General features: G+C 53.4%; 3 protein-coding genes. All 3 read right to left on the bottom strand.

The annotated features are described in order from the left end of the window. Nucleotides 1-131 precede the first annotated feature (131 nt). Nucleotides 132-1,808, bottom strand: a complete 1,677-nt coding sequence (locus PRUB_RS22505) for a cyclic peptide export ABC transporter (protein ID WP_010384219.1) — start codon at nucleotides 1,806-1,808, stop codon at nucleotides 132-134. 113 nt (nucleotides 1,809-1,921) lie between these two features. Next, a complete protein-coding gene (locus PRUB_RS22500) occupies nucleotides 1,922-9,373 on the bottom strand; it encodes a non-ribosomal peptide synthetase (protein WP_010384220.1) in 7,452 nt (2,483 codons plus the stop codon). Continuing rightward, nucleotides 9,370-16,116, bottom strand: coding sequence for a non-ribosomal peptide synthetase (locus tag PRUB_RS22495; RefSeq protein WP_010384221.1), 6,747 nt, complete (start codon nucleotides 16,114-16,116; stop codon nucleotides 9,370-9,372). The genes PRUB_RS22500 and PRUB_RS22495 overlap by 4 nt, the downstream gene beginning before the upstream one ends. Nucleotides 16,117-16,118 lie beyond the last annotated feature (2 nt).

Here is a 16,118-nt window from a genome sequence, read left to right as displayed (position 1 = left end):
GATTGGTCTATCCATACTCACTGGTCCCGGTGTGCGGGAACCTTGATAATACTCTGGCCGTAAGGCTGTGCCTTACGGCCTCGCCCGGAGGCAACGAAACGTGACGGACCACAAGCCCGCCTGTCAGACGATTAAGCCAGGGCCGCTGGCTCGCGCTCGGTCACTGGCGCTGTCGCTGAGAATGACGTCGTTACGTCTTCCATCTGACCGGCTTCAAATTTGAGGATCCGATCTGACAGTGAGAAGTAATGCTCGTCGTGGCTAATCACAAACACGGTTTTACCCAGCGATTTCAGCTCGGGTAACAATTCGCGATAGAAGAAGTTTCTGAAGTAAGGGTCCTGATCGGCCGCCCATTCATCAAAGATATACAGCGGCGTATCTTCCATATAAGACAACAGCAGACCCAGGCGTTTTTTCTGACCCTGAGATAGCTCAGTCGTCGACAAAATGCCCTTTTCTACCGTCACTTTCTGATCCAGTTTAAGCTTGCTCAGGTACTGACGAATTTTATCGTCATCAGCCAGCATACCGTTGGCATCGATCACCTGATCAAACAGGTAAAAATCAGAAAAAATAGTGCTGAAGTGACAACGGTACCAATCCATTGAATGGGCAGCATCGCGGCCATCAAGGCGAATGCTGCCCTGAGTTGGCGTATATAAACCACATAGCACTTTAGCGAAGGTTGATTTACCACAGCCATTACCGCCGATCAGAAAGACAATTTCACCACGTTGGATCTGCGTACTGATTGGCCCGATTGAAAAGTGATAGTCGTCGCTGTCATCCCGGCGGTATTCATATTCAATGGCTTCAATGTCAAGGGTTTGCCAGTTATGCTCCGGGTGCAAGGTGTTATCCAGCTGATCGGTCAGGATCTCCTCAGACAGCTGTAACTTTTCAATTTTCTGGCTCGACACTATGCCTTCGGCAACCACAGAATAGGTGTTGATCAACACCGTCAGCGGCCCTATCACATACACCAGCGTCAGAACAAAGCTCACCACCACAGCCGTGGCGATACCACTTAGAAATAACTGTGACATAAAGACCACAGATCCCAGCGCCAGGAACAAGATTAAATTGGTCCAGTTGCTCAGAATGATAAAGACAATGTGCGCCGAAATCGTCGACTTTTTAATTTCCTGAATGTTTGGCGTCACCACATCCTTATAAAAAAAGCGCTTACGATTGAAGTTGATATTCAGCTCTTTGCCGCCGTCGATCAGCGCGCGAAAGTTCTTAAATAAGCTGTCATCGAGTTCCCGCACCGCCTGGAAACGTTGTATCCCCAAGCCCATCAACAGCTGAGCAACCACCATGGCCAGCAACAAAACGCCCCCCACAAACAAAAACAGCTGCCAGGACTGGTACGCCATATAAGCAAAACACAGCAGTACCGTTGCCAGGTTATAAGCGACGTGTGGCACGGCACTCAGGGTGGCGGTGAGTGACTCAATGTCTTTGGTCAGAGTCGCGAAAATACGGTGACCGCCAACGCGCTCAATCTGCTCATAACTGGTCGATAAAACCCGCTGTACCAGATTCTCCCGAATACTCACCATGATTTGAACAGACAACTTAGTCAGTATGTACTGAGAAATGACGCTGAAGGTTAAAAATCCCGCCAACGCAGCGAAAAAGATGGTCAGCCCCCGGATCACATCCGAGTCGGGATTAGACACATTTTCTATCTCAGCATTAACCAGTGAGATGATGCCAATGCCAGATAATGCACTGACCACACTCAACAAAGTGGCAAGGATGAGGAGTTTCTTATGAGATAAAACTAGCCGATATAACATAAAACAGCCTTGTAATGGTTACTTAAAACTAAAATGGGTATTACTCAGGCTGAGACGCTGTTGCCTCAGCCTGCCTGTTTGGGTCAAAGACCCTGTTTTTTGGTGCTGTTAGCTCATGCCAGTAGCGTCATGAGTTTGTCTGCCAGACCACTCACATAAGGGCTTTTCACCATAGTGACGTGTTTGCCCTGAGTGTTGATGGTCGTGATTTGTGTACTTACATGTGCCTGCAACTGTGCCTGCTTTTGCGCCCAATATTCGTCACCCAGCTCAGGCGTATTGATCATGCTGACCGCGCCGTTGAGGCTCGTCTCGGGCTGGTAGCGCCGTGACCAGTCAACCTGCTGGAAATAGACATTGAACAACCGCTGTGTCATGGCCAGACTCAGCCAGGAAAGTAATTGCTCCTCGCTGACTTCGGGTTTCAACTCTCTGGCATACGACAGCATAAGTTCCTGCTTTTCAGCATCGCTGATTTCGAACTGAGCCTGATCATCGGTTGCCACTAAACACTCACACAGTAGCAGCTGTGTTTGACACCCTAATGACTCCAGTCTGAGTGCCGTTGCAAAGGCCACTGCGCCGCCTGAACTATGGCCCATCAGCACCGCTGGCTCATTCTGGGCACCACGTGCTGTGCGCTCGTTGATAATGGCATCGGCGTAGCAATGAATGAGCGCCTCCCAGCTGTCGATATCCGGGTCCTGCTCGCTCATTCCCACCGGCTCCAGACTCATGATCTGAACCTGAGGTAATGCCCGCGCCAGATCCATATAACCACCACTGGTCATGCCCGCACCGGGTGCCAGATAAATCGTTGCAGCCGGGTCAAAGTCCAGTGATAACACAGGGCGAATAGCCTGCCATTCGTGGTCATTGTGATCTTCGATTAGCTGCGCCATGGCGCTGAGTATGGGTCGCTCAACCACTTTATTGATGGCAATGCCGTGGGTTTTGAAGATTTGGTCAATGTTCTGCACCAGCTTCATCACCAGCAATGAATGGCCACCCAGCGCAAAGAAATTAGCATCGCGGCTGATCTGCTCGGCTGGCAGTTTGAGTACATCGGCCCAGACCTGAGCGAGCATCACTTCGGTGTCACCCTGTGGCGCTTCATAGCCACCAGTCAGTCCCGTCAATTCAGGCGCGGGTAAGGCCTTGCGGTCAATTTTCCCGTTTGGTGTTTGCGGCCACTGACTGACAAACATAAAGCTGTCGGGCACCATGTACTCGGCCAGCGCTTCGCTGAGTTGTGTTTTGATGGCTGCAACTAATGCCTGCTCATCACACGCCCCTAAAGGCTTCACATACGCCACCAGCCGCTGATTACCATGTTCATCCGTCAAAGCCATGACCAGCGCAGAGTCTACGTCGCTGTGCTCACCGATATAAAACTCAATTTCGCCCAGCTCAATACGCAAGCCACGGATCTTCACCTGATGGTCCATCCGGCCCATGTATTCAATATTGCCGTCCTCACGGTAGCGCACTAAATCACCGGTTTTGTAGAGGCGCGGGCTGCTGTTCGCAGCACTGGCTTCGAAAAATGGGTTCGTAATGAAACGTTCTTCGGTCAGCTCGGGGCGATTCAGATAGCCACGCGCCAGGCCTTCCCCGCCAATATGCAACTCGCCGCAAGCTCCCTGAGGCAACAAATTCAGCGCTTCATCGAGCACCAGAAGCTGGATATTCTGTATCGGCTTGCCAATAGGCACGCTGCTGCCATGAGGTTGCGCACAATCCCAATAGCTGACATCGATGGCTGCTTCCGTTGGCCCGTACAGGTTGTGCAGCTGTGCCGTTGGCAAACACGCCTTAAATTGTTCAACATGGCTTATCTGCAATGCCTCACCGCTACAGAACACCTGCTGTATTGAGGTGCAACGGCTCAGATCGCCGTGCTCCAGCATCACGCCTAACATCGAAGGCACAAAGTGCAGCTTAGTCACGCCTGTGGCAGTGATCAGCTCGCTAAGATAAGTGGGGTCTTTGTGTCCACCCGGTTTGGCAATCACCAGCTCGGCACCTTTGAGCATCGGCCAGACAAACTCCCAGACCGAGACATCAAAGCTGTAGGGCGTTTTTTGCAGGATTTTGTCTGAAGTATCACAGCCATATTCTTTGTCCATCCAGTCGATGCGGTTATGCAACGCCTGATGCTCCAGCAGCACCCCTTTGGGTTTACCTGTCGAGCCTGAGGTATAGATCATATAGGCCAGATGCTGCGCGGTAAGGCCGATGTCACTCGCCGGGATATTGTTTTCGTCATAGGCATCAAAATCAAACCCATCCAGTGCCACAACCTCAGCCTCACCCAGTACGACACGATTGGCTACCGCGCTGGTGCTAAGCACCACATCCGCATTGGCATTTTCAACCAGATAGTTGAGTCGTGCCGCCGGTAGCTCAGGATCCAGCGGGACATAAGCCCCTCCGGCCTTAAGAATACCCCAAATGCCAATCACCATTTCAAAAGAGCGCTCCACGCATAAGCCAACCAGTGAATCAGGCCCTACGCCATGGGTGTCTCGCAAATAGTGCGCCAGCTGATTGGCCTTGCTATTCAGCGCGGTATAAGTGAGGGTCTGAGCTTCAAAGCGCAATGCGATGTTGCCCGGTGTCGCTGCAACCTGCTGTTCGAATAGCTGATGCACACACGCCCCGCGCGCATAGTTTTGCTCTGTATCATTCCACTCACTCAGATAACGATGCTGCTCGTCATCTGGCAATACTGGCAGGGTGGCAACCGGCTGCGGTGAGTCACATTCAAGCATCTCCAGTAACTGACCCAGTGCCGTGACCAGGTAGTCATTAATGCGTTTGCCTTGAACGCTGCTGTCTACTTGCAGTGTCAGAGAAAAGTCGCTGCCAAGATCATCGACCGACATCACACACGGGTAGTTAGTGCGCTCTTTCACACCCAACAATTTCAGCTCTGCCTGCTCGTCTGGCGCACTGATGTCGTGAGAATGACGATAGTTCAGTACTGCACTGAACAGCGGCATATTGCCTTCGACGCCCGAAGCCTGCATGGCCTCAGAGAGCGGTGCCTGCTCATGCGGCAGCAACGCCTGAAGGGCAGTATGCACGTTATGCAGGACCTCCCGCGCGGTGCGCTGATCCAGTGTCACACGGATCGGCAAAGTATTAATCATCATACCCAACATCTGTGCCATCTCAGGACCACCTTGCATCCGCCCCGATAACACAGTGCCAAACACCACATCTTGCTGACCCGCGCAAGCAGCAACCACCCGGCCCCAGGCCAGATGAAATAACGCCGCCGGGCTCATCGCCTGACTTTTTGCATAGTGCCTGATCCGGCGTGCAAGCTCAGCCGGGATACGCTGTTTAAATTCATCAATGTGGGCCCCATCCCCGTTGACCTCACTGAGTCCAAACGGATAAGCCGGCTGGTCAAAATCTCCCAGCTGTGCGTTGAAATACTGCTGGCTGTCGTGATGCTGTTGGTCATGCAGCACCCGGGCAATAAAGTGACGATACGGCGTAACAGCAGACAGGCTGGCAGCGCCCTCGCTTTCAATCTGGGCCAGCTCTGCCATCAGAATGTCCAGCGATACATGGTCAATCAGTAGGTGGTGCACCTTAAGCACCGCATAAATTTGCTGCGTCTGCTTATCCTCCATGGCCTGCAACTGCATCATAGGGGCTGATTCAAGCTCAAGGCGGTGTGCACCCTGTGCGACGTAGTTCTCGAATACCGTTTGCACGTCCTGCCCGGCTTTAACTGGCAGCCATTGCGCTGCAATTTGCGCAGCTCTCAGTACCACCTGAGCCGGCTCTGTGCGGCCGCGCCATAAAATCGCGGTACGTAATACGTCGTGACGGGCAATCAGGGTATTAAGCTGTGCCTCCAGTAGTGTTAATAATTCTGGCTGCGAGAAAGAAAAAGCCATGGTCGTCACATAAGGGTCGCGACCATCGCTCAGGGTATGCATTGCCAGGATCCCCTGCTGCAACGGCGCAAGCGGATATATATCCTGGATGTTAGCGGCCCCGCCCGGCACCTGTGCCGTGATCTCATCTATCTCATCTTGCGCCAATGTGATCAGGTTCAGTAACTCAGGCGTCAATTCCGTGCAGTCCGGCTTGATCGGGTTCTCGGGTACCACAAACCCCTGCCCGGTGTCTGCTGCGAGTAAGCCCGCCATCTCGGCCAGGCTACTGCTGGTAAATAACGCCTGACTGTCAACCTGATAACCGCGCGCTTTGAGCTGCGCTATCAGCTGGATCACCAACAGCGAATGGCCACCCAGCGCAAAGAAGTTAGCCGAAGTACTGAGCTGCGCCGGATCTCGGTCAAGCAACTCAGCGCATACTTCCACCATAACCTGCTCAGCGGCACTGACAGGCGCTGTATACGCAGCTTGCGCATCAATAACGTCGGGCTCAGGCAGCGCACGGCGGTCTATTTTACCGTTACCAGTCAATGGCCAGTGTGTCACCAGCATCAGCGCGTCCGGGACCATGTAGCCTGGTAAAATACGTGTCAGAGTCTGATTTAACTGATTGCTGTCAGCACTGCCATCCTCGCGCGCAGCGGCTGTCAACTCGATATAAGCCACCAGCCGCTTGTGGGTGTCTCCTTTGACAACCACCAACGCACTGGCGACCTCATCAAGCTGTGAGATGTGCTGCTCGATTTCGCCCAGCTCAACCCGAAAGCCCCGGATCTTAACCTGATCGTCTGTACGGCCAATGTATTCAACCACGCCATCGCCACGCATACGCACTAAATCACCGGTGCGATAAAGACGCTGATAGGCAGCTGGCTGGGCCTCGTCGTAAAACGGGTTAGCGGTAAACTTCTCTTCGCTCAGCGTTGCTAAATTCAAGTAGCCCAGCGCCAGTCCGGGACCACTGACACACAGCTCCCCGACACAACCCTGCGGCACCAATTCATTGCCGTTCAGCACCATCACACTGTCACCCTGTAGTGCCCGGCCGATCGGTACGGCAGTTGTCGGGTCAAAGTCGGCAGGTACCGGATAGCAACAGGTAAAAGTGGTGTTTTCCGTCGGTCCGTAACCATTGACCACTTGAACATCAGGCAGTGCTTGCTGCACCCGGGCCACCGCCTGAGGCTCCAGCACATCGCCCCCGGCCAGCACCGTGCGCAAAGAACGCAAGCGCTCAGGCGCGTCACCACATGTTTTGCTCCACTCACTGAATAGCCCGGCAGTCAGCCACATGGCATTGACCTGCTGAGTTTCAATGACCTGATCCAGCGTCTCCAGTGTGATGTGCGCTTCTGGATAAAGCACGCAACGCCCGCCATTGAGCAACGGGCCCCAGATCTCCAATGTGGCCGCATCGAAGGCCACGTTTGCGGCTTGTAAGAAGACCGTATCCTGATCCAATGTCATAAAGTTTGGCGACATCACCAGACGGCTGATAGCCCGATGCGGCACCACAACGCCTTTGGGCAAGCCCGTCGAGCCTGAGGTATAAATCACATAAGCAGCGCTTTGTGGCTCGGGCTGAGATGCTGTAACAGGTGCTGAACCAAAACGCGCAAATTCATCACACCCGGCAATCGTCAGCTCAGGTGTCAATTCCAGCGCCAGCACCGAACTGCCACTGACTAAATCACGGTGCGCTTCACAGGTGATCACGTGTTGCAGCTTAGCATCAGCCATGATGTGATCAATGCGGGACTGCGGATAATCCGGGTTCAGCGGCACATAGGTTGCGCCACTTTTTAACACCGCCAGCATGGCCACGACCATTTCAATGCCGCGCGGTAACAATAATCCGATATGTGGCTGGCGACCTTGCGCGACCAGATAGCGCGCCAGTCGGTTAGAAGCCAGATCGAGGTCAGCATAACTCAGCTGCTGCTCACCACAAACCAGCGCCACATGCTGTGCTGCGCGGTTTGCACTTTGGCTAAACAGCTCAGTCACGGTTAGTTGCGCCGCCTCAACCAGCTCGCCTGGTGCCATCAGCGCTTTTTGCTGTGCCACTTCCTCCGAGTGCAGTGCGTTGATTTCACTCAGCAACGGATTGCCGGCACGCCTAGCGGCATCAGCCAGGCGTTCAATGATCGCTATCAACTGCGCGTTAAACCGTGCAATCAATTCAGGGCTGAACAGGGCTTTGTCGTATAACCAGTTAATCGTGACACCCGACTCATCCATGCTCAGGTTAAGCTCTATATCAAACTTACAAATGGGTTCATCGCTCATCAGCGGCGTCATACTCAGCTTAGGCAGAGCCACTCCGGAGGCTTGCTCGGCGGCAACGCCATAGTCTGAATTGGTGGTCAGTACTATCTGAAATAAAGGCGTATGAGCACTGTCACGCTCAAGGTTCAGCGCCTCAACCACCTGATCAAACGGTACGTCCTGATGAGACTGTGCCTGCTGATTAACGCTGCGAATATGCGCCAAAAAGTCTGCCAGTGTCTCATGATCTGTACTTGCCCTGAGCACCAGAGAGTTTACGAAAAAGCCAATTAACTCCCTGAGCTGTGCATCACTGCGATTGGCAACCGGCGTGCCTATAACAATATCTGAGCTGCCACTAAAACGTGCCAGAGTCAGTGCCAGCGCTCCGTGCATCAGCATAAATGGGCTAAGCTGATGTTGCTCGCTAAGCTGACCAAGCCCACTGGCCACGGTCGCATCCAGTGAGGCATCATGCTTGCCTCCCAGATAGCCCTTATGAGCAGGTCTTGAGTAGCTCAGTGGCAAGCCATGTAATGCAGGAGTATCAGCCAAGGTGCGGCGCCAGAAATCCAGCCCACAGGCGAGCACTTCATCATTTAGCCAGGCGCGCTGCCATTGTGCGTAGTCTTTGTATTGCAATGTCAGAGTTGGCAGAGGACAGCTTTTGCCTTGTGCCAGGCTGGCGTAGAGTGCAAAAAACTCCTGGCTAAGCACCGCCATCGACCAGCCATCCGACGCAATGTGGTGCATATTGAGCAACAGGTAACCCTGTGCCTGCGTCTGATCTGCGGATAACCCCAGGTCTACCCAGGTTGCCCGGATCATCAGGTCCTGGCTCAAATCAAAAGGCGTCCGGGCGTCGTCCTGGATCAAGGAGTCGAGCGCCTGTTGCGCTGCCTGCTCGTCATGAGCACTTAAGTCGACACAGGTTAATGTAAAGGCCACATCATCGCGAACAACCTGAGTAGCTTGTCCCTGTTGCGACTGATACACCGTACGCAGCACTTCATGACGCTCAACGATCCGCGCCAGTGCCTGTTCGACCAGCACCGGCTCCAGCTGGCCTTCAACCTGATAGATCTGTGGCATGTTGTAATGCGCGCTGCCACCATGTAGTTCGTTCAGCATCCACAAGCGCTGCTGGGCAAAAGACAAGGGCGCACTGTTACCGGCCGTTTTGGTCAACACCGGGCGCTTATGGCTACGGGCGTAGAGCTGGTGTAAAAACGCTTTGAGTGCGTCTTTGTTCTCTGCCAGCTGGCGCTTCAGCTGGCTGTCCATCTCCTTGGGCAGCTTCAGAGTGATTTTTTCATCCTGAGATTGAAAAATAACACCCGCCTGTTGTAGTTGTTGAAAAAGCAACTCAACACTCATAGCTCAAAATCCTCAAATTCATCGTTGTCTTCGCACTGCGGTTCGGCCTGATTGTGGATGGCCTGCACCGAGCCTATAAACCCGGCTATTTGCTGAATGTTTTCGCAGCGATATAAATCGGCAATTTGCAGCTCAATCTCAAGTCGCTGATTCAGCTGCTGAAGTAACTTCATGACCAATAATGAATGGCCACCCAGTTCGAAAAAGTTAGCGCCCGTGCTGATCTGCTCAGGAGGCAGGTTCAGTAACTCAGACCAGATGGCCACCAACTGATCTTCCAGCTCATTGGCGGGCGCAACATAGTCGGCCTGCATCAGGCTAAAATCAGGCTCTGGCAGTGCCTGTCTGTCAATTTTACCATTGCGGGTTAATGGCCACTCCTGCACCAACACAAACGCCGCAGGGATCATGTACGCGGGCAATTGAGCGGCCAAGGCCGTTGCCAGTGCCTGGGTTTGGCCACGAGGGTCAACCTGCTCACAACCAGCGTTCAATTCAATATACGCAACCAGTTGTTTGTCACCTTCACTGCGCGCTCTGATAGTCACCAGCGCCTGAGTCACATCATCCAGTGCTTCCAGCTGACGTTCGATTTCACCCAGCTCAACCCTGAAACCCCGGATTTTGATTTGATCATCCAGGCGACCTGCATAGGTGATCAGCCCATCATCATTACAGCGCACCAAATCACCTGTGCGATACAGGAGTTCGGGTTGTCCGGTTTCGTTAGCGTACGGATTGTGAATAAAGCGCTCTTTACTCAGCGCGGGCTGATTCAGATAACCCAGTGCCAGGCCATCTCCCCCCACACACAGCTCACCGACCACGCCTTGCGGCACCCAGCGACCTTGCGGTGTTAAAATCAGTAATTTATCACCCTGGACACCCTGGCCGATTGGCACACCGGCGCTGATATCGCTATCTCGTGGTACTGGATAACAGCAAGTAAAGGTGGTATTTTCCGTCGGCCCGTAGCCATTAATCACCGTGACCTCAGGCAACGCCTGCTGCACTGCACTAACCGCTTGTGGGTTCAGGACATCGCCCCCGGCCAGCACACTTTGTAACGCAAGCCTGTCAGTATCTAGCTCACCACAGACCTTACTCCATTCTGTAAACAGACCAGAGGTCAACCACAACGCTGTGATCCCCTGCGTACTCAATACAGCATTCAGTCCCTCAAGAGTGATCAGGCTATCCGGATACAAGACACAACGCCCACCATTCAATAGTGGCCCCCAGATCTCCAGCGTCGCGGCATCAAAGGCAATATTGGCGCTTTGCAAAAAAACAGTGTCTGCGTTCAGCGTCATAAAATTCGGCGCGTGAACCAGACGGTTAACAGCACGATGAGGTGTCATAACCCCCTTTGGTGTGCCTGTGGAGCCTGAAGTATAAATCACGTATGCCAGCGATTGCGGTGTCAGCCCGACAGCGCGTGGCAAATCTCCATCGCCCAGAGTTGACCAGGCGCTGTGTGCATCATCCAGCACAACTTTGCTTAGCGGACTGAAAGCCAGCGTCTGTTGCTGTGCCTGCTCAGTCAATATCACCGTCAGCTGCGTGTCCTCTAACATATACGCCAGTCGCGACTGCGGATAGTTCGGGTCCAGCGGAACATAGGCACCGCCCGCTTTGAGTATGGCTAAGCTGGCAATTAACATGTCGACCGAACGGCCAATGCACAATCCGACCAGAGTACCTGCGCTCACCTGATGTGCTTCACGCAGGTAACGCGCCAGCTGGTTGGCTTTGGCGTTTAGCTGTGCATAACTGAGCGTCTCATTGTCCAATTGCACGGCAATACTATCCGGTGTGGCTTTGGCATGCAGCTCAAACACGTCATGAATACAAGCACTACGCGGATAATCGGCATCATGACTTTGCCAGCTATCCAGCATAGTCAGTTCAGGCTTGCTCAATACAGCCAGGGTTGCGACGGCTTGCTCAGAGTGTTCATCCAGCGCCGTGAGCAGTGCACTCAGCGCCGTCTCCATCAGCGCAGCGATCCGCGTTGCCGGTACACTTTGCTCAATCTGATAATCGAGACTGAAACTGTCTCCCTCACCCAGGTCATTCACTGACAAATCAAACGGATAATTGGTGCGCTCACGGGTGCTAAGCAAGGCAATGCCCGGGTCGGCTTGTTCCTGAGCTTGTTCAGGAGCTGCATGAGTCGCTGAATGACGATAATTTAGAATCGCGCTGAACAAAGGCGTATTACCGTCAATCCCGCTGTAACTTTGTGCTTCGGCCAGCGAAACCTGCTCATAGGGTAGCAGCGCCCGCAACGCATCATTGACTTGTTTCAGTGCCACATGGGCAGCCTGATGACCTAAAGACACGCGAATAGGTAAGGTGTTGATAAGCATGCCCATCATCCGCTCGATGCCAGCCATACCATTCATCCGGCCTGACATCACAGTGCCAAACACCACTTCGTCGCGGCCACAACAGGCACTTAAAACCTGAGCCCAGGCGAGATGGAACACAGCCGCCGGGCTGCACTGATGACGCTTACTTAAGGTGCGGATCAGCTCAGATTGTGCGGCACTTAAAGACTGAGTATATTCAACCACCGCGTTGCCATCGCCTGCCACCTGAGCCAGTTCAAACGGCAGAGTTGGGGTGTCGATGTCGCCCAGTAATTCAGTAAAAAACTCGGCCGTATCCAGCAGCGCGCTTTGCGCCATAGAGCGGGCGATAAATTCTCGATACGGTAAAGGCGCGGGCAGTGTCTGCACATCATCAGCTTCGAGTTCATTCATCAGGATCTCTAAAGAAACATGATCCGTAATCAAATGATGGAACTTGAGCATGGCATAGGTGCGCCCCTGCTCGTCTTGCGGGCTGGTGACTAGCTGGATCAGCGGTGCTGATTCCAGGTCAAAGCCATGTGGTCCGCTTGCCACATAGCGGGCAAACTGTGCTTTGAGATCGTCCCCACTCAGTGCCAGCTCAGTCACAGGTAATGTCGCTTCACGTAGCACCACCTGCATCGCCTGCTCCCGGCCTCGCCAGAACACTGCGGTACGCAGCACATCATGACGCTGCACTAACCAATTTAGCTGCGCCACAAACCCGGCCAGCTTGTCTGCTGAGGCAAACTCAAAACTAGCAGTGGTGACATACGGGTCATGCTCCGGATTGAGAGTATGCACAAACAGCACCCCTTCCTGAAGCGGTGCTAATGGATAGATATCCTGAATATTGCGCATCCCGCCAGGCACAGCCGCTGCAATGACCTCTATTTCAGGTTGTTCCAGCGTTACCAGCGTCAGCATCTCAGGTGTGATGGCCTCACAGTGCGCCGGGATGCGATTATCAGGGATGGCAAACGCGTCATCAGCCTCATCAATAACGGCGGCCATCGCGGCCAGGTCTTTAGCCTGGAATAGCTGTTGCGCGCTGCTATTAAGATTGTGCTGCTGGAGTTTGGCCAGCAGTTGCATAATCAACAGTGAATGCCCACCCAGCTCAAAGAAATTGGCGGTGGCACTGATCTGCTCCTGTTCCAGCCCCAGCAGTTCAGCCCATAAACCTGCCAGCAAGCAGGCCAGCTCTGTTTCTGGCGCAACGTATTGGGCACTGCTTTGTTGCAGTGCATCGGGCGCGGGCAGGGCTTTTTTATCAATTTTGCCATTTGGTGTCAGCGGCCACTGTGGCATCACCACAAACAGACCTGGCACCATATGGGCTGGCAGTTGTTGCCCCAGACGCGTTTTAATGTCGGCTATCCAGTTTGCCTGCTGCGTCTCATCCTGCGCTGTCTCACATGTGAGACAAGGCTGTATATAGGCCACCAGTTGCTGCTGACCATCAGCCAGCGTGCGCGCCAAGACCTGCGACAGCGCAATGTCTTCAAGCTGATTGAGGCGATGCTCAATCTCACCCAGCTCAATACGGAAACCTCGGATCTTCACCTGATCATCGCTGCGGCCAATAAACTCCAGTCGCCCGTCCTGGCGATAACGCACTAAATCCCCTGTGCGATACAAGCGTGGGCTGTTATCGTGTTCGCCTGCCTGATAATAAGGGTTGGCAATGAAGCGCTCCTCGGTCAGATCGGGTCGGTTCAGATAACCCCGCGCGACGCCTGCACCGCCCAGATAAAGCTCTCCAACACACCCAACTGGTAGTAGCTCCATCGCACTGCCTAACACATAGGCCTGGCTGTTCGCTATCACGTGACCAATGTCGGGGACGGACGTTAATTGCCCGATAAAACGCGCACAGGTTGAATACGTAGTATCTTCCGATGGACCATACAAGTTACACACTTCAGCATCTGGCAAAGCCGCAAAAATCTGATTCACTTGCTGCGCGGTTAACGGCTCTCCGGCCAGGTTGACGGTCGTCAGGCTGTCGGGCAATGCACCGACATCCAATAGTGCCTTCATCGCAGACGGTACTGTGTTGATCAAACTGATGTCCAGCTGCTCATCCGCCAGCGTCAGGGCATTTTTAACCACCACGACTTCAAAACCAAAGCTCAGCGGCAGGAAGATTTCATAGACAGACAAGTCAAAGTTCAGCGAGGTCGAAGCCAGCACCCGGCGCAGCGCCTCATCGTTAAAAGCGGCACGGGCCCAGTACAACATGGCCACCGTATTGCGGTGCTCAATCATCACCCCTTTGGGTTTACCGGTAGAGCCTGAGGTATAAATCAGATAAGCCAGATGTTGCGCCGTCACACCGCTTTCATTGCGGCCAATGTTCGCGGTGGAGTAATGAGAGAAAGCACTGCCTTGGGCAACCAAATCGTCCAGCATCACTGCTTGTGCACCCGGCAGCGCCACCGTGTTAGTCAGACTTTGCTGGGTCAGGACGACACTCAGGCTGGCATCTTCAATCAGATAAGCCAGTCGCTCTGACGGATACGCCGGGTCAAGCGGCACATAGGCACCACCGGCCTTGAGAATCGCCAGCATTGCGACGACCATGTCCACGCCACGCTCCAGGCAAACGCCCACCGGACAATCCGGACTGATATGGTGTTCAAATCTCAGATAATGCGCCAGCTGGTTTGCCCGGGCATTGAGTTCACCATAGCTCAGTGACGTCGCGCCATGTTGTACGGCGCGGCGCTCGGGGTTTTGCTCTGCCTGAGCCTCAAACAGCTCATGAATACAGAGCCCTTGCGGATAATCAATGGCGTTATTATTAAACTGACTAAGCTGCTCAATCTCCGGCTCAGTCAACATAGTAATAGCTGAAATATTGGCCGCCCCGTCGGTATCCAGTTCCGTCAGAAACATCAGCGTGTTATCCAGATGCCTCGCCAGAGTTTCAATGCGTTCGCGGCTAAACAGAGTCACATCATACGTCCATTCAATGACGCCGCCTTCATCACTCATTGAGGCATTGATATCCAGATCAAACTTGGTTGTCGCACCGCTGCCGGTCATTGGGGTAATAGATAACCCCGCCAGCTCGGTGGTGTCTGAATGGGGTTCACTCACGCCATAGTCTGAATTGGTGGTCAGCATGATCTGAAACAGCGGACTGTGCGCGGTACTGCGAGGGACTTTTAGTACCTCAACCAGTTTTTCGAATGGCAGATCCTGATGCGACTGAGCATCCAGGTGTACTTGTCTTAATTGTGCCAGATAATCCGTTAGTGGCTGGTCCTGCGTGTCCACTCTCAGGATCAGCGTATTGACAAAAAAGCCAATCAAAGATTCCAGCTCAACCTGACGACGGTTGGCCACCGGTGTGCCAATCACAATATCATGGTGGTTACTGTTACGAGACAAGACCAGCGCCAGCGCACCGTGGATCAGCATAAACGGGGTCAGTTCATAACGCCGGGCAAGCGCTGCCAGCTTGTGACACAGCTCGGCACTGAGCGGCTGTGACACTACTTCTCCCTGATAAGCTTTGACATCAGGCCTTGGGAAATCGAGAGGCAGCGCATGCACCCGGGGCAACTGAGCCAGCTGTTGCTGCCAATAATTGAGCTGAGTTTGCAGCACCTCGCCCTGAAGCCAGTCGCGCTGCCACTGGGCATAATCGGCGTACTGAATGGTTAATTCGGGAAGCGGGTTTGGCTGGCCATAGCCATAAGCATGGTAAAGCGCGAAGAATTCCCGGATCAGTATGTCCATGGACCAGCCGTCGGTGGCGATATGGTGCATGTTGATAAACAACACCCCGGCATCATCCGCATTCAAGGCTAAAAAGCGCACCCGTAACATAAAGTCCTGAGCCAGATTAAATGGCTGTCCGGCCGCATCATTAATAAACTGTTCAATCCCGGCCGCGTCATCCTGTGTCGTCACGGACTCCTGCGTCACACAAAAGTCTTGCGGGTCAAGCAATAACTGCTGCACGCCTTGTTCAGACTGGCGAAACACCGCTCTGAGTACGTCATGACGTGTCACTATCTCGCGGAACACACGCTCTATCAGCGCAACATCAATCTGACCTGTGAGTCTGAACACCATCGGCATGTGGTATTCACTGGAGCCGCCCTGAATTTGATCCAGTGTATGCAGACGCTGCTGTGCAAATGATAGCGGGTAACTGCTGAGATCTTCACGACGCGCCACCGGGCTCACGACTGAAGCTTCAGTGTACTGAGCCAACGCGTCAATAATGGCACTTTTATGTTGTTTGATCTGCTTTGCGATATCGACCGTGATGGCCCCTTTTTTGGCTTTGGACTTTAATGCCCCATCCTGCAAAAATAACCGGATCCCCGCCTGCTCGAGCTCAACGAGTAGCTGTTTGATATTTTCCATAA

The sequence above is a fragment of the Pseudoalteromonas rubra genome (assembly GCF_000238295.3).
Classification (GTDB): Bacteria; Pseudomonadota; Gammaproteobacteria; order Enterobacterales; family Alteromonadaceae; genus Pseudoalteromonas; species Pseudoalteromonas rubra.
Note: the sequence above shows the minus strand (reverse complement) of the source record. Positions and strands in the feature narration are given on the sequence as shown.